Source organism: Arthrobacter sp. B1805, from assembly GCF_002929745.1.
In the GTDB taxonomy this organism is placed as follows: Bacteria; Actinomycetota; Actinomycetes; order Actinomycetales; family Micrococcaceae; genus Arthrobacter_D.
Window position 1 is genome coordinate 101,556 of record NZ_PJIQ01000006.1, and the last position, 20,547, is coordinate 122,102.

A 20,547-nucleotide genomic window follows, 5' to 3' on the forward strand; every position below is an offset into this window, starting at 1 on the left:
GGGTTCCATCAGGTCCTGGCGCTGGTTGTCCGGTTCCCCAGCCTCCGGTTCCCTAGCCGAAGTGCTTCGGCAGCGTTCCCTCGTGAGCTTCGCGGAGCTGGTCGAGCGGCAGCGTGAAGTAGCCCTGCACATCGAGCGCCTGGTTCTCCGTGTCCACGACGCCGATGCGCAGGGTGGGGAAGTTCCTCGCCGTGCACATGTCGTTGAAGCGCACTTCCTCGGACCGTGGGACGCTGACGACGGCCCGGGCCTGGCTCTCGCTGAACAGCGCCGTGAACGCGTCGATCCCGTCGCGCTCGCACAGTTCGTCCAAGCCGATGCGCGCACCGACGCCGAAGCGCAGCGCCATCTCGCTCAGGCCGGCCGCGAGGCCGCCCTCGGAGAGGTCGTGGGCGGCGTCGATCATGCCGTCCCGCGAGCAGTTCACCAGGATCGCCGCGAGGGTCTTCTCCGCGGCGAGGTCCAGTGCGGGAGGCTGTCCACCGAGGTGGCCGCGCAGGTTGGCCCACTCCGAGCCTTCCAGCTCGTTCGCCGTCGTGCCCAGCAGGTAGACGGCCTGGCCGTCTTCACGCCAGCCCGACGGCGTGCGGCGCGCGACGTCGTCGAACACGCCGAGGACGCCGACCACCGGAGTCGGGTGGATGGCGACGCCGCCGGTCTGGTTGTACAGCGAGACGTTCCCTCCGGTCACGGGAACGCCGAGCTCCTGGCAGGCATCGGCGAGGCCACGCACGCTCTCGGCGAACTGCCACATCACCTCGGGGTCCTCCGGGGACCCGAAGTTCAGGCAGTCGGTGACGGCGAGCGGCTCGGCCCCCGACGTCGCGACGTTGCGGTACGCCTCGGCGAGGGCCAGGCGCGCTCCCTCGTAGGGGTTGAGGTAGGAGTAGCGGCCGTTGGCGTCCGTCGAGATGGCGACACCGAGGCCGGTCTCCTCGTCGACGCGGATCACTCCGGCGTCGTCCGGCATGGCGAGGGCCGTGTTGCCCTGCACGTAGCGGTCGTACTGGTCCGTGACCCAGTTCTTCGCGCACATGTTGGGCGAGGCCATGAGTTCGAGCACGGCTTCGCGAAGGTCCGCGGGCCGCTCGTGCGCGAAGGTGTCGGCCTGCACGCCGTCGAGCCACTCCGGGCGGTGGTAGGGACGCTCGTAGACGGGGCCCTCGTGGGCGACGGTGCGCGGATCGACGTCGACGATCTTCTCGCCGTCCCACTCGATGATGAGGCGCCCGGTGTCGGTGACCTCACCCAGCCAGGAGTACTCCACGGCCCACTTGTCCATGATCGCCTCGAACGCGGAGACATTCTCGGGCGTCACGACCGCCATCATGCGCTCCTGCGACTCCGACATGAGGATCTCGCCGGGGGTGAGGGACGGGTCGCGCAGCAGGACGTTGGTCAGTTCCACGTGCATGCCGCCATCGCCGTTGGATGCGAGTTCCGACGTCGCACAGGAGATCCCGGCGGCGCCGAGGTCCTGGATCCCCTCGACCACGGAGGCCTTGAACAGCTCGAGGCAGCACTCGATCAGCACCTTCTCGGCGAAAGGATCGCCGACCTGGACGGCGGGGCGCTTGGAGGGCTTGGCGTCGTCGAAGGACTCGGAGGCCAGTACCGAGGCGCCACCGATGCCGTCGCCACCCGTACGGGCGCCGAAGAGGACCACCTTGTTGCCCGCGCCGGACGCGTTGGCAAGGCGGATGTCCTCGTGGCGCAGGACGCCGACCGCGAGCGCGTTGACCAGCGGATTGCCCTGGTAGACGGAGTCGAAGACCACCTCGCCGCCGATGTTCGGCAGGCCGAGGGAGTTGCCGTAGCCGCCGATGCCCGCGACGATGCCGTGCACGAGTCGCGCTGTGTCCGGATGGTCGATCGCGCCGAAGCGCAGGGGATCCATGACGGCGACAGGGCGTGCGCCCATCGAGATGATGTCGCGGACGATGCCGCCGACGCCGGTGGCCGCACCCTGGTAGGGCTCCACGAAGGATGGGTGGTTGTGGCTCTCCACCTTGAAGGTCACGGCCCAGCCGTCACCGATGTCGACGACGCCGGCATTCTCGCCGATGCCTACGAGGAGGTGCTCCTTCATGGCGTCGGTGACCTTCTCGCCGAACTGGCGCAGGTGCACCTTGGAGGACTTGTAGGAGCAGTGCTCGCTCCACATCACCGAGTACATGGCGAGTTCGGCGCCGGTGGGGCGGCGGCCGAGGATCTCCTCGACGCGCTGGAACTCGTTCTCCTTGAGGCCGAGTTCGGCCCAGGGGAGCGCCTGGCCGGGCGTGGCCTCAGCGTTCGCGACCGTGTCGATATTGAACTTCTTGGACGTTGTCTCCGCAGTCACTTAGCCCACCAGCTTCTTGAGTACCGACGTGAAGATGCCGAGTCCGTCCGTGCCACCGCGGACCTCTACCTCGCCGCGCGCCGAGGAATCAGGGCCGAAGCCGGCCTCCACCGCGTGCTCGGGGTGCGGCATGAGCCCGACGACGTTGCCTGCCGCGTTCGAGATGCCGGCGATGTCGCGGCGCGACCCGTTGGGATTGCCGTCGACGTACCGGAAGACCACGCGGCCCTCGCCCTCGAGTTCGTCGAGCGTGCGGTTGTCGGCCACGAACTGGCCGTCCTGGTTCTTGAGCGGGATGACGAGCTCCTCGCCGTCCGCGTACTCGGAGGTCCAGAAAGTGCCGTTGTTCTCGACGCGCAGGCGCTGGTCACGGCAGATGAAGTGGAGGTGGTTGTTCTTGATCATCGAGCCGGGCAGCAGGTGCGCCTCGGTGAGGACCTGGAACCCGTTGCAGATACCGAGGACGGGCAGGGCGTCCGCGCCACCGGAGGCCGCTGCGGTGATCTGCTCCATGAGCGGGGCGAAGCGTGAGATGGCACCGGCTCGGAGGTAGTCGCCGTAGGAGAAGCCGCCGGGAATGATCACGGCGTCGACGTCCTGCAGGCTGTGGTCGCCGTGCCACAGGTGGACTGCGGACCCGCCGGCGAGGCGGACGGCGCGGACGGCATCGCGATCGTCGAGCGAGCCGGGGAATGTGACGACGCCGACCTTCACGCCGTTCAGGGGGCTGTCCTCGTTGTTCGAGGCCAAGGGCTGCGGGCCGCCGATGAGGGGCGTTTCGATGTTCGAGGTGGTCACTGGGCGTCCTCCTCGAGAACCTCCACGCGCGTGACGTCCTCGATGACCGGGTTGGACAGCAGCGTGGTGGCGGCGTGGCGGGCCTGTTCGAGCACCTCGTCGGTGACGACGCCGTCCACCGTCAGTTCGAACCGCTTGCCCTGCCGGACACTGGCGAAACCGGTGAGACCGATCCGGGGGAGGGCTCCGGCGATCGCCTTACCCTGCGGGTCGAGGATCTCGGGCTTGGGCATGACGTCGACAACAATCCGGGGCATCCGGCAACTCCTGTGCGTGAGCGGCAAGTGCTGGGCATTCCAGCATTAAATGCAGTAGCCCGGGAGTGCCGTCTCACGCCGCATCTGGGTTGACACTGGCGCTCCGCGAGCTTGCCCTTCAAGTCTACCGGGGATTACCGGCAGCTTCGTCCGGCGCTGACGGCCCTTCGAGTCCTACTGGCCGCCCGGCGAGCCCAGGATGTCCCGCACCTTGTCCCACCGGGAGATCTCGCAGCCATCGGTGAGCGCGAAGGAGGCGAGGACCGATGTGCCGTCGAGCTCCCCCGTGATGCTGGCGGTCTGCGGGCCACCGTATTGCTGGGTGCAGATCGCGTCCTTGGAAGGGCGCGCCGTGAAGAACTTCGTGCCGAGCCGGGCGAGCGCGGCGCAGGCGGCCTCCGCATTCGGAAGGGTCGACGCCGGTCCTGGTGCGCCGTCGACGCACTCGAGGACGTACTGCACGGGCTCAGCGGTCGAATCCTGGCTGATCGAGATGGTCAGCATGGCGGTGGTACCGGAGGCAGCCGGCGGCACCTCCGCCGTCGGCGACGGCTCCGTGGACGCCGTCGGAGACACCCTCGGCGTGCCTTCCGCCCTCGGGAGCGGGGTGGTCGAAGGCTCGGGGGCTGAGGACTGCACGGCGGTCTCCTGGTCGATCGGTTCGGCTGCCGGACCGCCCTGGGCGCATGCCGACAGGACGAGTGACAGGGCGGCGAGCGGAAGCAGGAACCGGGCCATCGCGGGCCCTCGCCGGGCCGGCGACAGCGGTTCGCTGATGGTCATGGTGGTCCCCCTTCGAGTGGCTCCCCAGCCTAACCGCTGGTGGAAGTTCAACGAAGGAGGACGGCGGAGCGTCCCGCAGGAAGGCGCCGCGCCGTCGTCACGGTGTTCCGAGTGCCCGCTCGATGTGCTCGAGGAGCCGTACCCGGAGTACCTGCGACTCCTCGGCGAAACCGCGCTGGAGGCGGACGTACTCCGCCTTGCCCTCACTCGACTCGATCGCGATCGGCGTGTAACCCCAGCCGGACAGGTCGTAGGGGGAGGCCCGCATGTCCATGGTCCGGATGCGCCAGGACAACTCGAAGCAGTCCATGACGATCTCGCTCGGCAGCAGGGGAGTGAGCTTGTAGGCCCACTTGTACAGGTCCATGTTGGCGTGCAGGCACCCCGGCTGCTCGAGGTCCCGCTGTGTCTCCCGCGTCGGTGCGTGCTCGTTGAGGGGCACGGCCTGCGGAGTGTAGAAGCGGAAGGCGTCGAAGTGTGTGCAGCGGATGCGGGAGGCCTCGACGACGTCGTCCGTTCCGGCTGCGCCCAGGCGCAGCTCGAGGTACTCGTGACGCACGCCGTTGACCGCGGACCGGTAGGCCATCGCCCACTCGTGGAGGCCGAAGCAGCCGAACTGCGCCGGTCGTGCGGCCGTCCGCGCGAGGATGATCCGCGCGAAATCGACCGACTCGTGGCGTTCCTCGGCGAAACGGCGGGCGTCCACGCGGACGCCGTCGTCGTGGGCTGCGTAGTACTTCCAATCGGAGCGGCCTGCCGCCGCCTGCCCCTGAAGCACCACGCCGGCCCCGGGGTGCCAGCGGAGGAGTTGTCCGGGCTTCTGGTTGTAGTAGGTGAAGAGGAAGTCCTCCACGGGATGCACTGCACCGCGGGACCGGCGGTCCAGGTAGGGCTGGGCGAAGCGCGCCACGCGTGTCCGGTGCTGCCGCTCGCGGTCCTGCCACTCCGTCTCGGGGAGGCTGGCCAGGAGAGGTGCATGCATCGTCCCATTATCACCCCGACCCCTTTTGGTAAATACTCGGTGCGAATTGTGAAGGGAGCGGCCGCGTCGGGCAGTTGGCAGAGTGTTGCCCCGGGTAAGTTTGTGCTCGCCGCGGCGTCTGTGAGCGTTCTCACAGGTGGGGGGTCCTATCCAGGAGACCGCGGCATCGGGGGAACGGCCTTGGCCGGCCCGTACTTTCACGAGAGGCACTATCTTCCTATGACACAACGGAGACATGCCGGGCAGGGGCGTAGCACCCTACGCGCCGCCGCGGCGATCGTTCTCGGTCTGCCGCTGCTGGTCACATCGACGGCCGTGGCACCCGCTGCCTTCGCAGCGCCCGGTCCCGCTTCGGTCGCACCCATCAAGGCGCCGACCAAGGAACTGGGCCCCGCTCAGTACCCGGACGGCAAGTACATCGTCGTACTGGCCGACAAGCCGCTGGCGACCTACGACGGCGGCGTCGACGGCATCGCGCCCACGAAGCCCGAAGTGGGGGAGAAGCTCGATGCGGACGCCGAGAACGTGCAGCAGTATTCGGAGTTCCTCGAGACGAAGCAGCAGGAGATCGCGGCCGAGGAGGACGTCGAGATCAAGCGGACCTACACGGCCGCGATCAACGGTTTCGCCGCCGACCTCAGCGCCGACCAGGCCGTCGAGCTCGCCAAGAGCGACGACGTCCTGCTCGTCTCGCCGGACGTCGAGAACGCCCCCGACTACTCGAGCATCGATTTCCTGGGGCTGAACGGCGGCAAGGGTGCCTGGAAGACACAGTTCGGCGGCGAGAAGAACGCCGGCAGAGGGACCGTCGTCGGGGTCATCGACACCGGCTATGCGCCGGACAACCCCTTCTTCGCAGGCAAGCCCGTCAAGCCGCTCAAGGGCAACGCGAAGCCGAAGGTGGGCGAGCCCTACCTCGATGCCGATGGCAGGATCGCCATGCTCAAGGCCGACGGCAGCACCTTCACGGGCGAGTGCCAGGTGGGCGAGGACTTCGACGGCTCCCTGTGCAACTCGAAGGTACTCTCTGCCCAGTACTTCGCCGATGCCTTCCTCGAGACGGTCCCGGAGGCCGACCGCGCACCGCACGAGGTCATCTCCCCCGTCGACATCGACAACCACGGCACACACACCGCGAGCACCGCAGCCGGCAACTCGGGCGTGACCCAGACCGTGGACGGCCGGAACTTCGGCGTCTCCTCCGGTGTTGCTCCCGAAGCGAAGATCTCCGTGTACAAGACGTGCTGGGAGGACAACGATCCGCAGACGGGTGGCTGCTACTCGTCCGCAGCCGTCGATGCCATCAACAAGGCCATCCTCGACGGCGTCGACGTCCTCAACTACTCGATCTCGGGCAGCACGACGACGACGACCGATGCCGTGTCCCTCGCCTTCCTCTCGGCGACCTCCGCCGGAATCTTCGTTGCAGCCTCTGCGGGCAATTCCGGACCCACGCCCAGCACCGTGAACCACGGCGGCCCCTGGATGACGACGGTGGCCGCAAGCACCTTCAGCTACGAGCTGCAGGGCACGGCTGAATTCTCCGACGGCACCAAGTACCGCGGCGCGTCGATCATGCGCGCCGGCGTCGCAGCCAGCCCGGTCGTACTCGCCGTGGACGCTGCTGCTGCCAGTGCCGCGAGCCCCAACCTCTGCGGTCCCGGCACCCTGGATCCCGCGAAGGTCACCGGCAAGATCGTGGTGTGCGACCGCGGCGTCATCGACCGTACGGCCAAGAGTGCCGAGGTCGCCCGCGGCGGAGGGGTCGGCATGATCCTCGTGAACCTCAACGACTCCTCGTCGGACCCCGACCAGCACGCCGTTCCCACGGTGCACGTCAATGCGCCCGAGGCCCTCGAGCTCAAGGCCAAGGTCGCGGCCAACCCGTCACTCACCGTCGCCCTCAAGGCCACCGACACCACCGGCAAGCCGCTGCCTCCTGCCCCGCAGGTCGCGGGCTTCTCCTCGCGCGGCCCCCTGCTCGCCACCGACTCCGATCTGCTCAAGCCGGACATCACCGCTCCCGGTGTCGCCGTCCTCGCGGGCGTCTCCACGGTGGGCTCGAACGGCGCGCAGTTCGGCTTCCTCTCCGGCACGTCCATGGCGTCACCGCACGTCGCGGGCCTCGGAGCACTCGTGCTCGGCAAGAACCCCCTGTGGTCGCCGGCTACGGTCAAATCCGCGATGATGACCACCGCCTACCCGCTGAAGACGGCGAGCGGCGGCGTCGAGACGGACGTCCTCGCCGTGGGCGCGGGCCACATCAACCCGGCCACGGTCCTCAGCCCCGGACTCGTCTACGACCAGAACGAGGACGACTACCTGCGATTCATCGAGGGCACGGGCGTCGAGCTCGGCATCCCGGGCATCGAACCCGTGGCAGCGAAGGACACCAACGTCCCGTCCTTCGCCCTCGGGAACCTGACCGGACGCACGGAGGTCACCCGCACGGTGACCGCCATGACGCCGGGCCTGTACCGCGCGACCGCGAACGTGCCCGGAGTGAAGGTGACGGTCACGCCGTCGATCCTCAACTTCAGTGCCGCGGGCGAGAACCGCACCTTCAAGGTCTCGTTCGAGAACCAGAGCGCGCCCTTCGGCTCGTTCGCTTCCGGCTCGCTGACCTGGTCCGGCCAGGGCAAGAACGTCACCTCGCCGGTGGCCGTCCGTCCGCAGGCCGTGAATGCCCCGGCGGAGGTCGCCTTCAACTCGGCCGGTCCTGACGGCAGCGGTAGCTTCGACGTCACCTCGGGTACCAACACCCCGATCCAGATGACGCTCGAAGGCCTGTCCAAGGCCGATACCTCGGCACTGAGCCTGATACCCGGCAAATTGGTCAACGGTAACGACGCCTCGAACGCCGTCAAGGACGTCACCGTCCCCGAAGGCGCGCCGGTCGCGAAGTTCTCCGTCCTCTCAGACGACCCGGACGCCGACTTCGACATGTTCATCATCACTCCGGCCGGCACCGTCACCGAGGTGGCTACCGCCGACGCGAGTGAGACGATCACGATCGAGGACCCCCAGCCAGGCGCGTACCGCATCATCGCCAACCTCTATGGAAGCCCTGAAAACAGGCCGACGACGGGATCCATCGACGCCGTCATCCTTGGCGGCAACGAGAACAACGCGACGCTGGCCCCGAACCCGTTGACCCTGGCCAACGGCAGCACGGGCACGGTCACCCTCAGCTGGACCGGGCTCACCCCGGGCTCCTACGTCGGCCGCGTGTCCTACGCAGGATCCTCGACCGTGACCTACGTGAGCGTCGTCGTCGACGGGGAGGGCGAAGCCACGGCCCAGCTTCCTGCCACCGACCCGACGGACAAGCTGATGGCCGATCCGCGCGAATCGACCACGCCGACCGGTAATCAGTAGCACTCGGACTACACATACGAGAAGGCCGGTGGATCATCGATCCACCGGCCTTCTCGCCGTCCTGGGCGTCTTCGGCGCTGACGCGCTAGCGGCCCGTGCCTGCGTAGACCGTCGCGGTGGTGTCGCCGTCGAGCTCGAACGCGGCGTGCACCGCACGCACCGCGGTGTCGAGCAGATCCGCTCCTGTCACCACGGAGATGCGGATCTCCGACGTCGAGATCATGTCGATGTTCACCCCGGCGTCGGACAGGGCACGGAAGAAGCGGTAGGAGACACCGGGGTTCGAGCGCATGCCGGCACCGATGAGCGAGAGCTTGCCGATCTTCTCGTTGTACTCGACCGCCTCGAAGCCCACGCGATCCTGCGCCTCGCGGAGCGCGGAGAGCGCCTCGGCGCCGTCCACGATCGGCAGGGTGAAGGAGATGTCCGTCCGGCCCGATCCGTGCGTCGAGACGTTCTGGACGATCATGTCGATGTTCGTGTTGGCACCCGCGACGATGCCGAAGATCTCCGCCGCCTTGCCGGGGATGTCCGGCACGCCGACGACGGTGACCTTCGCTTCCGAACGGTCGTGCGCGACGCCGGAGATGATGGGCTGTTCCAAGGGTTCTCCCTCTTGAATCTTGATCTGGTCATCGGGGCTGGGCAGTACCCAGGTGCCTTCGTTGTGGCTGAACGAGGAGCGGACGTGCAGGGGGACCCCGAAGCGGCGCGCGTACTCCACGCAGCGCAGGTGCAGGATCTTCGCCCCGGAGGCAGCCATCTCCAGCATCTCCTCGCTCGAGATGGTGTCGATCTTCTGGGCGGACGACACGACGCGCGGATCGGCGGTGTAGACGCCGTCGACATCCGTGTAGATCTCGCAGACGTCGGCATCGAGGGCGGCCGCGAGCGCGACGGCGGTGGTGTCGGAGCCTCCCCGGCCGAGCGTCGTGATGTCGTTGCTCTCGCGGCTCATGCCCTGGAACCCGGCGACGATCGCGATGTCGCCCTTCTCGATGGCAGTCCGGATGCGGTGCGGGGAGACGTCGATGATGCGGGCCTTGCCGTGGATGGCGTCCGTGATCATGCCCGCCTGGCTGCCGGTGAAGGACTGCGCCGACGCACCGATGCCATGGATCGCCATGGCGAGGAGGGCCATCGAGATGCGCTCGCCGGCGCTCAGGAGCATGTCCATCTCGCGGGCGTCCGAGGACGCCGGGCTCACCTGACCGGCGAGGTCGAGCAGCTCGTCCGTGCTGTCACCCATGGCGGAGACGACGACCACCACGTGGTGCCCGGCATCGTGCGTATCGACCACGCGACGCGCTACGCGCTTGATCCCCTCGGCGTCGGCAACCGACGACCCGCCGAATTTCTGGACTATGAGGCTCATGCACTCGCTCACTGGTGAAGGTCGACGGCGACTGGTCCGCCGTGCTGTCAATGTCTTCGAAGGCGGCAGCGTCGGCGCCTGGGGGCGTGGACCGTGATCCTGCGCCCGTGCAAGTGTAGCGGCGGCGCAATCGGCCGCCCAAAGTCTGGGTCCAAATGAGAACGGAACCGGCGGGCGGTGTCGTCGGCCTCCTGCCGCCCGAACGGATCACCGTCGCATACCCTCTTACCATGACCAACGAATTTGGGGGAATCGTTGTCGAGGGGGTAGCGCGTAGCTTCGGCTCCGTGCAGGCGATCCGCGATATCGATTTCGAGGCCCCGCCCGGAGAAGTGACCGCACTGATCGGTCCGAACGGCTCCGGCAAGACGACCCTGATGCTGATCATGGCAAGCCTGTTGGCGCCGGATCTCGGTACGGTACGTGTCGCCGGTTTCGATCCTGCCACGCAACCGGCGGAGGTGAGGAGCAGGGTCGGCTGGATGCCGGACACTCTGGGGGTCTGGGATTCCCTCACGGCACGGGAGGTGCTGCGGACCCTCGGCGCACTTTATGGCCTGAGCCCTGCGGACTGCTCACGAAGGGCCGACGAACTGCTGCTGACGGTACGCCTGACCGAATTCGGACGGCAGCCGGCGCGCGTGCTCTCGAGGGGCCAGCAGCAGCGCCTCAGCCTCGCGCGGGCCCTCATCCACGATCCGCAGGTCCTGCTCCTCGATGAGCCCGCATCAGGCCTCGACCCCGGATCGCGCGTCGAACTGCGGACCCTCCTGCGGTCCCTGGCCGCGCAGGGCAAGACCGTCGTCGTGTCCAGCCATGTCCTGTCCGAGCTCGACGAGATCGCCGACCGCGCGGTGTTCGTGAATCGCGGGCAGTCCGTCAAGACCCAGACGCTCGACGAAGCCGGGAGCCAAGCGCGCCGCTACTACGTGCAGGCCCAGCCCATGTCCGCACTCGCCGAGGCCCTTCGGAGCTATGGGGTCCGTTTCGAGACGCGGGGCGACTCGCGGCGTGAGGAGTTCCTCGTGCAACTCGGCAGTACCGCGGAGGCCTCCTGGCTGCTGCGCACCCTGGTGATGAGCGACGTCGTCGTCACCGCCTTCGCACCCGCAGGGGGCGCGCTGGAAGAGACCTACATGAGCCTGGATACGGACCGACTATGAGCACCCTTACCGAACCCTCGATGCCGCAGCCGGTCCGGCGGGCGACCGAGCTGCGATTCCTGACCGCCGTCCGGACCGTCTTCGCCCTCGAGATGAAGCAGCGGCTGCGCGGCAAGGGCTGGTACTGGATGCTCGGTACCTGGTTCGTCGTCATCGCCTTCATCTTCGTCCTGGCGACCGGGCTTCTCGGCACCACGGACAACGAGGGCGGCATACTCTTCGACCTGATCGTCGGATTCGTCCTGTTCTTCGGGCTCCTCGTCTCACCCGGACTCTCGGCGAACGCCGTCAACGGCGACCGCGCGGGCGGCACGCTCGCCATCCTGCAGGTGACCCTGCTGACACCTGGACAGTTGCTCATGGGCAAATGGCTCGCGTCATGGGTGGGTTCCCTCGCCTTCCTCATCGTGAGCAGCCCCTTCATCTTCTGGGCGCTGGCCCTCGGTGGAGTCAGCGCGCAGGAAGCTCTCGTCTCACTCCTGATGCTGGCCCTGGAACTCGCCGTGGTCTGCGCGCTCGGGGTCGGCATCTCCGCCCTCGCGAACCGTCCGCTCTTCTCGATCGTCAGCACGTACATGCTCGTGGCGCTCCTGGCCATCGGCACCCTGATCGTCTTCGGGCTCAGCACCATGCTGGTGATGGAGAGGCACATCATGACGGTCTCGTCCTACTCCTATCCGGAAGGCAGTTTCGACAGCATGGGCGTGCCCGAGGAGGGTGCGGAACTGGAGTGCCTCACGCACACCTACGAGAGCGAGGTGCCCCGGACGGAGTACATCACCTGGATACTCGCGGCGAACCCCTTCGTGGTGGTGGCCGATGCCGTTCCGTACAGCACCGAAGGGCTGCCGGACGAGTCTGCGTCGGCCTCGCCGCAGGCGGCTTACCTGACCGACGGCCCCTACTACACCCCGGGGGTCATGGAGACCATCAGCCAGGGGGTGAGGTCCGCCCAGGCCGGGCCGGACTTCGAGCAGACCTGCGAGGAGTCCCAGCAGGCACTGCGGCCGCTACCTCAGGGAATGCCGATCTGGCCCCTCGGCCTGGGCATCCAGGTGGCGCTCGCGGCCGGGCTCCTGCTGCTCGCCCGACGCAAACTCACGATGCCCGCGAGACGGCTCGCACAGGGTACGCGCATCGCCTGAGGCAGGGCCGTCAGGACATTGCGCGGCGGCCCTCGAAAGCGCGGCCGAGGGTGACTTCGTCTGCGTATTCGAGGTCCCCGCCCACGGGTAGTCCCGACGCAAGCCGGGTCACCGGTATTCCGATCGTCTTGAGCATGCGCACCAGATAGGTCGCAGTCGCCTCACCCTCGAGGTTCGGGTCGGTCGCGATGATGATCTCCTGGATCTGCTCGTCCGAGAGCCGTGCGAGCAGTTCCCGGATGCGCAGCTGGTCCGGGCCGATGCCGGCAATCGGGTTGATCGCTCCGCCGAGGACGTGGTACCTGCCGCGGAAGGACCGGGTGCGCTCGACGGCGATCACGTCCTTGGATTCCTCGACCACGCAGATCATGGTGGGGTCGCGACGGGGGTCCCGGCAGATTGCGCACTGCTCCTGCTCGGCGACGTTGCCGCAGATGCTGCAGAACTTGACCCGTTCCTTGACCGTGGTGATCGCAGTGACGAGACGGGCCATGTCCTCGGAGTCGGCTTCGAGGATGTGGAACGCGAGACGTTGGGCCGACTTCGGCCCCACCCCTGGCAGGCGTCCGAGCTCATCGATCAGCTCCTGCACTGCGCCTTCGTACACGGTGATTCCTTATCTGCGGATGGTGGTGGTGCAGGCATTCGAGCTATCGGCGGCCTGTTCGTGCTTCTCGGCGTGGTCGGCGAGGAGCGGTCTTCCTATTGTCCGCCCTGCACGACGGCGCAGGGTCCCTTGGCGCGGCTGTTTCGCCCTCAGCGGTCGAAGTGGGCCGACGATGCCTCCGCCCGGCTGCTACTGCCCGTCGACGCCGCGTTCCTCGACGAGGCGTCCGTTGAGGATCCGCTCGATGGCCGTCCGCCCGACGAGTCCCGACTCCTCGATGGTTTCATCGTCGGCGCTCGGCTCGTCCTCGACGAAGCGGAGGTCGACAGCACCGCGCGCGGCGGCGGCTTCCTCGGCGCGCTTGCGCTCAGCCTCGTCGAGCAACTGCTGGTAGCGGCTCACCGGCTTCTGGCGGACATTGTCGGCGGCTGCCGGGCGGTCCAGGGGTCCGCCACCGCCGGACCGGACCGACGACGGACCACTGCTGATCGGCGAGGAGACGGCCGCCGTTGGAGTCGGCTGTTCAACGGTGGCGGCGGGGCGCGTCGGGGCCGAGCGCTCGGTGTGTCCCGGCGGCGGCGTCGAGGGACGGGCGTCGACCTGCGGCGCGGCAGTCGGTGGGATGGCTGCCTCCTCGCCGGTGGGTGCAATAGGTGCAGTGGGCGCAGCGGACGCCGGCGGGCTCCATATCACCGAGCGTGAGGCCTCCGGGGCGGGGGCCTGTGCCTGCGAAGGGGTGGGGGTGCTGCGCTCGGTGGGCCGGCGCTGGTCGGTTGCCGGTGCGGCCGGTGCTGACGCGTGGGACCTGGAGTGCGATGAACTCGTCGCCGTCGTGGCGCCGGTCCGGGCGGGAGCGCTCGTCGGACGCGCCGCCTGCGCGCCCCGCTGTCCTGTCGGCCGGCTCTCGAAGGGGTCCTCCGGCACGGCACCCCAACCGGGACCCGGATCGAAAGCCTCCTCGGGGGGTTCGACGAGCGCCCAGGAGTCATCGGACATGGACGGATCCCAGGCGCTGACGGTTTCGGGAGTCGTCGAATCGGTGGCGTCGGATCGGGCGGTCGTGTCCCGGCGGGTTGTCGAAGCAGGCTCCTGCGGACCGACGACTGCAGGGCTACCGCCTGACGCCACGACCGCCTGGGCTGCTGCCCCCGGCGGTGCTGCGGAGGGTAGCCCGACTGGGCTGTCCACTGAGGGCGGGAAGGCATGGCCTGGTGCACTGCGCGGTGCCGGGGAGGATTGTTCCGCGGAGGGTCGTTCCGCGGGGAGTCGTCCGGCGGCGGTCGGCCCGTCGGAGCTGGACCGCGCCGGCGAGCCAGTAGGCAGTGGCCCGTTCACTTCAGCCGACGGGCGCGCGGCATCGTCGCGATGCACATCCGCTGCCGCGGCAGCGCTGTCCCGCTGTCCGGGGCGGGGCGCTGCGGGCGCATTGCCGGTGGCGGGGAGCGCGGAGCCCGGACGGGTGGGGGTGGCTATGGTTGCATCAGCGGAGCCGGGCGCACCTGCCACTGCCGTCGGACGCGTGCTCCCGCTCGACGCAGGGGGAGATCCGCGGCCGGCTGACGCAGCCGGAGAAGCAGGACCCGGGTTACTGCCCGGGGGCGCCTGACCCGCTGGTACTTTTGGGCCCGACTCACCCGACCCATCGGCGTCGTAGACCGCCTCGATCGAGCAGGTGAGACCGAGGACCTTGTGGATGGCCTGCTTGAGGTTGTCCATGTGGGGCCCGCGCTGGAAGCCGATCGCGTTGCCCTGGTTCGCGAAGGCCAGCACCAGTTGGTTGCCCTCGAAGGAACGCGGCTTCGCGGTGACGTTGACGATGAGCCAGGTGGCGCGCTTGATCCGGGCGACCTCGTCCAGGATCTCGGGCCAGGCCCGCCGAACCATCTCGACGTTGCCGCCGGAAGCGGCAGGCTGTCCCGATGGGGCATCGGGCCGCCGGGGCTCCTGCACGGCCTGCCGATCCTGCTCGGACGACGGCTGAAGCTCATGACCGGCAGGGGGCTGTGGCGCTTGGAGTCCGACGTGGGGAGAGGCGGAAGGCTGGGCGGGCTCGACCCTCCGGGGCTGGGAGGCCTGCGCCCGGTCGATGGTGCCGGCGGGGATCTGGATGCGGGAATCGCGATCGGACTCCGGCGCAGTCTGGCCTTCCGGAGGCGACATCGGTGAGACCGTCGGCCCGGCCGCTTCCACGCGCCCAGTCGGCTGCGCGGTCGGCTGCCCGGTCGGCTGCCCGCTCGGCTGCGCGGTCGGCTGCCCGGTCGGCTGCCCGCTCGGCTGCGCGGTCGGCTGCTTCGAGCTCTGCCCCGCGGGGCGGCTCGGGGATTCAGGATCGGAGAAGGCCGAGTTCGTGGATACGCCCCAGCTGCCGCCCCAATCAGGGGACGAATCCGCCGTGGCGGGAGCCGACGTCGGCTGCTGCGCCCGTGCTGCAGCGGGGACCGCGGGTGAGTGTGCACCTGGAGCGGCAGCGGGAACGGCGGGGGCCGACGGATCGGCGGCGGGAAGGGACCAGCGAGCGGCCGCTTCCTCCGCCGTTCGAGGAACGTCGAGCCGCGGTCGTGCCGGCGCCTTCGGTACTTCATCCGCTTCCGGGGCTTCCACGGCGGGCGTTCCGCCGGCGTATTCGAGGCGTCGCTCGATGCGGTCGACCCGGGCGAGAGTGCCTCGGGCGGTGGCATCCGCAGCTGGAAGGAGCAGCCGGGCACACAGCAGTTCGAGGTGCAGGCGCGGCGACGTGGCTCCCGTCATCTCGGTGAGGGCGGTGTTGGTGACGTCGGCGGCGCGGGACAGCTCGCCCGCGCCGAGCTGGTTCGCCTGCGTGCGCATGCGGTTGAGCTGGTCGTCCGGGACACCGCGCAGAATGGATGCCGCGCCCTCGGGCACGGCATTGATGACGATCAGGTCCCGGAAGCGCTCGAGCAGGTCCTCGACGAACCGGCGCGGATCGTGTCCGGTCTGGATGACCCGGTCCACAGCGTTGAAGACCGTCGCGGCGTCACCAGCTGCCACGGAGTCGACGACGTCGTCGAGGAGCGTCGCGTGCGTATAGCCGAGGAGGGACACCGCGAGCTCGTAGTCGAGGCCGCTCTCACCCGCGCCGGCCATCAGCTGGTCGAGCACGGAGAGGGAGTCGCGGACCGATCCGCCGCCGGCACGGATCACGAGCGAGAGTACGCCGGGTGCGACGGGGACGTTCTCCTGGTGGCAGAGCAGTTCGAGGTACGCCATGAGCGGTTCCGGCGGGACCAGCCGGAACGGGTAGTGGTGCGTGCGCGAGCGGATGGTGCCGATCACCTTGTCGGGCTCGGTGGTCGCGAAGATGAAGAGGATGTGCTCAGGCGGCTCCTCGACGATCTTCAGCAGTGCGTTGAAGCCTGCCGAGGTGACCATGTGCGCCTCGTCGATGATGAAGATCTTGAACCGGTCGCGGACCGGCGCGAAGGTTGCGCGCTCGCGGAGATCGCGGGCGTCATCGACGCCTCCGTGGCTGGCCGCGTCGATCTCGATGACGTCGAGGCTGCCCGACCCGTTGCGCGCGAGTTCCACGCAGCTGTCGCAGGTTCCGCAGGGCGTGGAGGTGGGGCCCTGGGCGCAGTTGAGGCAGCGGGCGAGGATGCGTGCCGACGTGGTCTTGCCACACCCGCGCGGACCGGAGAAGAGGTAGGCGTGATTGATGCGGTCCTTGTCGATGGCCGCCATCAGGGGTTCGGTGACATGCTCCTGGCCGATGACGTCCGCGAAGGTCTCGGGACGGTAGCGGCGGTAGAGGGCTGTACTCACGGATGAACCTTATCGGTTGGTGCTGACGGTTTGCATGCCGGGTCGGCGGGCGTGGAGAACAGGTCGGCGGGGTCCACGATCCACGGTGCCCGAGGCAGCCGACCGGGTTCGAAGGCTGCGAGCGCCGCCTCGAGCGACTCCGCGGGGAGATCGAGGGAGGACAGGATGACGCCGAGCACCTCAGCGGGAGCCCGGCCCAGCCGGGCAAGGTCCTCCAGTGTCACAGCGCCGTCCCGTTTTGCCAAGCGGCGGCCTTCGCGGTTCACCGCGAGAGGTACATGGGCGTAGACCGGCTCGGGCAGGCCGAGCAGTGAGGCGAGGTAGGACTGGCGGGGGGCGGACTCCAGCAGGTCGTCCCCGCGTACGACCTGATCGATGTGCTGCGCCGCATCATCGACCACCACGGCGAGGTTGTAGGCGATGACGCCGTCGTTGCGCTGCAGCACGAAGTCGTCGACGGGTCCGATGACGCGACCCGCAAGGAGGTCCTCGGCGTGCCAGAGGTCGACGGCGGACCTCAGCCGGAGCGCGGGGGCCCGCACAGCACGACGACGGGCGCGTTCCTCCTCGGGCAGGGCGCGGCAGGTGCCGGGGTAGAAACCGGGCCGGGCATGCGGTGCACTCGCCGCTTCAGCGACATCGCGGCGTGAGCAGAAGCACTCGTAGACGAGTCCCTGCTCCAGCAGGTGGTCGAGCGTCCGCTGGTAGCGGCCGACCTGTTCGCTCTGACGAATGACGGGTGTGTCGGAGGTGAGCCCCAGTGCGGCCAGTTCGGCGAGTTGCGCGGCCTCGGCGCCGGCCCGGACGCGGTCCAGGTCCTCGACGCGGATCACGAACTGCCGGCCGGTCGAACGGGCGAAGAGCCAGGCGAGGACGGCGGTACGGAGGTTGCCGATATGCAGCTGACCTGTCGGGCTGGGGGCAAAGCGGCCGGCGCCTCGATCTGCCACCTTCGAAACCTCCCAGCGACCCGCTTAAAGTGAAGACCCCCCATGCACCTGCCAGAGCCCGCTTACCCTTGCTACCTTCCGGTCCTGGGGGAGTTCACAGGATGACACCACATGAGGGGCCGGGAAATAGTCTACACAGGTGCCTGCGGGGCATCCGAATCGGCCGGGTGCTCAGAGAGGTCCCCCGAGGGCGCGATTCGGCAGGAACCACTTGTATGGGTATTCTGGTATCTGCTCCAAATGAGGAGGATTCGCCTAGCGGCCTATGGCGCACGCCTGGAACGCGTGTTGGGTTAACGCCCTCGGGGGTTCAAATCCCCCATCCTCCGCCTTGTTGCTCGAAACAGTAGGACCCCGACTCCATGTCGGGGTCCTACTGTTTTAGGTCGCGGACGAGTCGGCGTCGCCGCTCAGACGACGCAAGCGCTTCTTCGCGGCCGCCTCGGCCGGACCCTCCGGGCCGAGCCCCAGCCGGATCACGCCGAGTACGAGCCGCACGGTTGTCCTGATGGGCAGGGGAACCGGTCCGAGGGACGGCACTCGAAGACCGAGCATCTCCCGGTGTCTCGGCTCGAGCGTCGCCACCGCTCCGGCGAACAGGACCCGGTAGCCGAGGCGTTGGGACCGCGGTAGCGGCGGACGGCGGATGTACCGGAGCGCTTCCCGTACCTGATCACTGGTGGTCAGCTCGTCGTCGAACGCCGCGAGCTGTGAACGCAGTTCGGCTTCGGACCGTGGCGGGTCCTCGAGCCCCATCAGCTGCCCGGCGTGCGCCCACTCGGCGACGTACTGATCCGGTCCTCCAGGGATGGGTCCGCCGTAGGCGGCGTGTGCGGCCACGAAGGCGTCGGTGAAGGCCAGGTGGACCCAGCGAATGAGGTCGGGGTCGGACGCGGCATAGCTCCGTTCGTCCCCCCGGCTGTCGATGTAGGTGCCGTGGACCCTGGTGTGGAGCCGCTGCACGAATTCGGACCCTTCCCGGGCGGCGGTCTTCGAGCCGTAGGTGACCGTGAAGATCCAGCGGATCGTGTTGGCGAGTCGCCCGAGCGGTTCTTCCCGGAAGCTCGAGTGGGCGTGCACGCCGGCCATGGCACCGGGATGCAGGGCCTGGAGCAGCAGGGCGCGGATGCCGGCAACCGTCGGCGTGATGGAGCTGTGGACGGTCCAGACCGCCGAACCGACCGGGAAGTATCCGGCGTCGTCGCCCTTCTCGAACTCGAACTGCCACTGCGGGATGGTGGGATCACCGTCGGTGAAGGTGGTTCGGAGCTGCGTTTTCCACGTGTCGATCATTCCCATGCGGTGACCCGTCCTGTCGGTGACCATGCGGCCGGTTGGTGCGGCCCTGTTCGGGGCAGCCGCGTCAGTCCAACGTACCCGCGCCTGCTTTTGCTCCTGTCCGCCATCCGCGGTGCACGATGGAACGAAGCACGGACAACACCACCTACCAGGGAGAAACCATGTCCTCGTCCGGTTTGTACAGCATCGACCTCACCTTGAACGACGGCAGCCGGACGACGTTCGGCGAGTTCCGCGGGCGCCCGGTACTCGTTGTGAACGTCGCGTCCCGGTGCGGTTTCACGCCGCAGTACGCGGGACTCGAGGCGCTGTACGGAAAGTACGCCGAGGAGGGACTGGTGGTCCTCGGGATGCCCTGCAACCAGTTCATGGGCCAGGAACCGGGCAATGACGACGAGATCGCCGAGTTCTGCTCGACGACGTTCGGCGTGACGTTCCCACTCCTGACCAAGGGCGACGTGCGGGGAAGGGACCAGCACCCGCTGTACCAGCAGCTCACGACCTTCCGGAGCGGTATCCTGCCCGGCCTGGTCAAGTGGAACTTCGAGAAGTTCCTGGTGAACCGCGACGGCGAGGTCGTAGGGCGCTTCGCCCCGACGGTGGAGCCGGACGCCCCTGAGCTCGTCGCGGCTGTCGAAGACGCCCTGGCGCGGCCTGCCGCCTGAAGTGTGGCACTTGCCGCCTGAGGTGCCCGGCCCTGGGACTTCAGGCCAGGGTAGCCACGCAGCGGGCGAGGAAGGCGGCGCCCGCTTCCTCGTGGACGAGATCGCCCTCGGTGATGACATCGTAGGGTTTCGCGGGGACTCCGTCCGCAGGCCGGACATCGACATGCGCGACGTCGAACCCCTGCTCGTGCAGGTAGTCCGCCATGGCGTAGTCGGTGCGGGAGTCGCCCACCGTCCGCCACGTACGGGGGATGTCCATCAGCGGTGCCACGAGGGTCAGGGCACGCTCGGCGCCGAGGTCCTTGCCGACCCGGATCGACTCGATGTCGGTGGAGATGATCGTCGGATCCACCCGGTATTCGATGTCACCGTTGCTGTCCGGTTCCTCACGGTCCAGCCGGCAGGCACCCATGTCATGGCTGTGCATGATGTCGAGGGCGTCCTCGTCGAAGGAGCGCTGGCCCTCGAGGTAATCGGCGTTGGTGGCACTCAGTGACTGCTCGACCGAGACCATGGAGCGCTTCGTCTCGTCGAAGAACATGAGATGCGAGTATTTCTCCTCCACGAGGTCGCGCACATCGTCGGCGAAACTGGCCGGCAGTGCGAGCTCGCGGTCGACGAAGACCTTCCCGGCGCCGTCGGCCGTGAACGAGAACCACGTCGCACCCTTCTCGCAGACCGCGTGGAAAGTGACGCCGGCCGCGATGCCCGACGCCAGCATGGGCTCCATGACCTGCTTCCTGATGAAGTCGTCCGAGCGGCCCGTGTTGAACACGACGGGCCAGCCGGCCGCGGCGAGCCTGAGCAGGTCGGCGATGATGCCGGGAGGAACAGTCCGGGTCACCGGGCTTGCAACAGGGCCGTCGACGTCGAGCAGGAGACCCTGCACGGGGCGCCCCTGGGGGCGAACGGCAGGAGTCGGGGCGTCGGACAACAGGTCGATGGGGGAATCCGAAGGCATGCCCCCATTATGTTCCCGAGCAGCACGCACCTTCCATTCGGGTCCGGTCCGAGCAGCGTACAA

The 20,547-nt window shown here is 68.3% G+C and carries 15 protein-coding genes, 1 tRNA gene and 1 other RNA gene; 5 read left to right on the plus strand and 12 right to left on the minus strand.

All coding sequences use genetic code 11. From position 1 onward, the window contains the following. Window positions 1-52 precede the first annotated feature (52 nt). From purL to CXQ96_RS08665, 5 genes are all read right to left on the minus strand, one after another. Entirely contained in the window at window positions 53-2,341 is a 2,289-nt protein-coding gene (purL, locus tag CXQ96_RS08645) for a phosphoribosylformylglycinamidine synthase subunit PurL (RefSeq protein WP_104117642.1), read from the minus strand. After that, the gene (gene purQ, locus CXQ96_RS08650; RefSeq protein WP_104117753.1) at window positions 2,342-3,109 is read right to left on the minus strand and encodes a phosphoribosylformylglycinamidine synthase subunit PurQ; all 768 of its coding nucleotides are present in this window, start codon (window positions 3,107-3,109) and stop codon (window positions 2,342-2,344) included. It lies immediately after the preceding gene. Between the two features lie 26 nt (window positions 3,110-3,135). Then, entirely contained in the window at window positions 3,136-3,396 is a 261-nt protein-coding gene (gene purS / locus CXQ96_RS08655) for a phosphoribosylformylglycinamidine synthase subunit PurS (protein WP_104117643.1), read from the minus strand. Between the two features lie 174 nt (window positions 3,397-3,570). After that, on the minus strand, window positions 3,571-4,179 hold the full coding sequence (locus CXQ96_RS18380) for an SSI family serine proteinase inhibitor (protein WP_181036404.1): 609 nt from the start codon (window positions 4,177-4,179) through the stop codon (window positions 3,571-3,573). A 97-nt stretch (window positions 4,180-4,276) separates the two neighbouring features. Further along, window positions 4,277-5,161 (minus strand): 3-methyladenine DNA glycosylase, encoded by an 885-nt coding sequence (locus CXQ96_RS08665; RefSeq protein ID WP_104117644.1) that lies wholly within the window; start codon window positions 5,159-5,161, stop codon window positions 4,277-4,279. 219 nt (window positions 5,162-5,380) lie between these two features. On the opposite strand from CXQ96_RS08665, the gene CXQ96_RS08670 reads away from it, so the two are divergent. Next, window positions 5,381-8,539 carry a S8 family peptidase gene (locus CXQ96_RS08670; protein WP_104117645.1) on the plus strand — a complete coding sequence of 1,053 codons (3,159 nt, stop codon included), beginning with the start codon at window positions 5,381-5,383 and terminating at the stop codon, window positions 8,537-8,539. An 85-nt stretch (window positions 8,540-8,624) separates the two neighbouring features. On the opposite strand, the gene CXQ96_RS08675 is transcribed toward CXQ96_RS08670, so the two are convergent. Next, window positions 8,625-9,914 (minus strand): aspartate kinase, encoded by a 1,290-nt coding sequence (locus tag CXQ96_RS08675; RefSeq protein WP_104117646.1) that lies wholly within the window; start codon window positions 9,912-9,914, stop codon window positions 8,625-8,627. 230 nt (window positions 9,915-10,144) lie between these two features. Between CXQ96_RS08675 and CXQ96_RS08680 the strand changes: the two genes are divergently transcribed. Further along, window positions 10,145-11,077: an ABC transporter ATP-binding protein gene (locus tag CXQ96_RS08680; RefSeq protein WP_104117755.1), complete on the plus strand. Its 933-nt coding sequence runs from the start codon at window positions 10,145-10,147 to the stop codon at window positions 11,075-11,077. Next, a complete protein-coding gene (locus CXQ96_RS08685; protein ID WP_104117647.1) occupies window positions 11,074-12,222 on the plus strand; it encodes an ABC transporter permease in 1,149 nt (382 codons plus the stop codon). The genes CXQ96_RS08680 and CXQ96_RS08685 overlap by 4 nt, the downstream gene beginning before the upstream one ends. 10 nt (window positions 12,223-12,232) lie before the next feature. Here CXQ96_RS08685 and recR read toward each other — a convergent pair whose 3' ends face one another. The 4 genes from recR to ffs form a co-directional block, all read right to left on the minus strand. Further along, window positions 12,233-12,829, minus strand: a complete 597-nt coding sequence (recR, locus tag CXQ96_RS08690; protein WP_104117648.1) for a recombination mediator RecR — start codon at window positions 12,827-12,829, stop codon at window positions 12,233-12,235. Window positions 12,830-13,018: 189 nt separating this feature from the next. Continuing rightward, complete coding sequence (locus tag CXQ96_RS08695; RefSeq protein ID WP_104117649.1) at window positions 13,019-16,609, minus strand: DNA polymerase III subunit gamma and tau; 3,591 nt, start codon at window positions 16,607-16,609, stop codon at window positions 13,019-13,021. Next, window positions 16,606-17,559: a tRNA glutamyl-Q(34) synthetase GluQRS gene (gene gluQRS / locus CXQ96_RS08700; protein WP_104117650.1), complete on the minus strand. Its 954-nt coding sequence runs from the start codon at window positions 17,557-17,559 to the stop codon at window positions 16,606-16,608. Before gluQRS ends, CXQ96_RS08695 begins: the two co-directional genes overlap by 4 nt. Window positions 17,560-17,587: 28 nt before the next feature. Next, an RNA gene (ffs, locus tag CXQ96_RS08705) (signal recognition particle sRNA small type) lies at window positions 17,588-17,683 on the minus strand. 120 nt (window positions 17,684-17,803) lie between these two features. Here ffs and CXQ96_RS08710 point away from each other — a divergent pair. Beyond that, a tRNA-Ser gene (locus CXQ96_RS08710) sits at window positions 17,804-17,888 on the plus strand. A gap of 52 nt (window positions 17,889-17,940) precedes the next feature. Here the strand turns inward: CXQ96_RS08710 and CXQ96_RS08715 are convergent. Next, window positions 17,941-18,858 (minus strand): oxygenase MpaB family protein, encoded by a 918-nt coding sequence (locus tag CXQ96_RS08715; protein WP_104117651.1) that lies wholly within the window; start codon window positions 18,856-18,858, stop codon window positions 17,941-17,943. A 119-nt stretch (window positions 18,859-18,977) separates the two neighbouring features. On the opposite strand from CXQ96_RS08715, the gene CXQ96_RS08720 reads away from it, so the two are divergent. Continuing rightward, complete coding sequence (locus tag CXQ96_RS08720) at window positions 18,978-19,523, plus strand: glutathione peroxidase (RefSeq protein ID WP_258058976.1); 546 nt, start codon at window positions 18,978-18,980, stop codon at window positions 19,521-19,523. Window positions 19,524-19,563: 40 nt separating this feature from the next. Here the strand turns inward: CXQ96_RS08720 and CXQ96_RS08725 are convergent, their stop codons facing one another. After that, a complete protein-coding gene (locus CXQ96_RS08725) occupies window positions 19,564-20,484 on the minus strand; it encodes a hypothetical protein (protein WP_258058977.1) in 921 nt (306 codons plus the stop codon). Window positions 20,485-20,547: the final 63 nt, after the last annotated feature.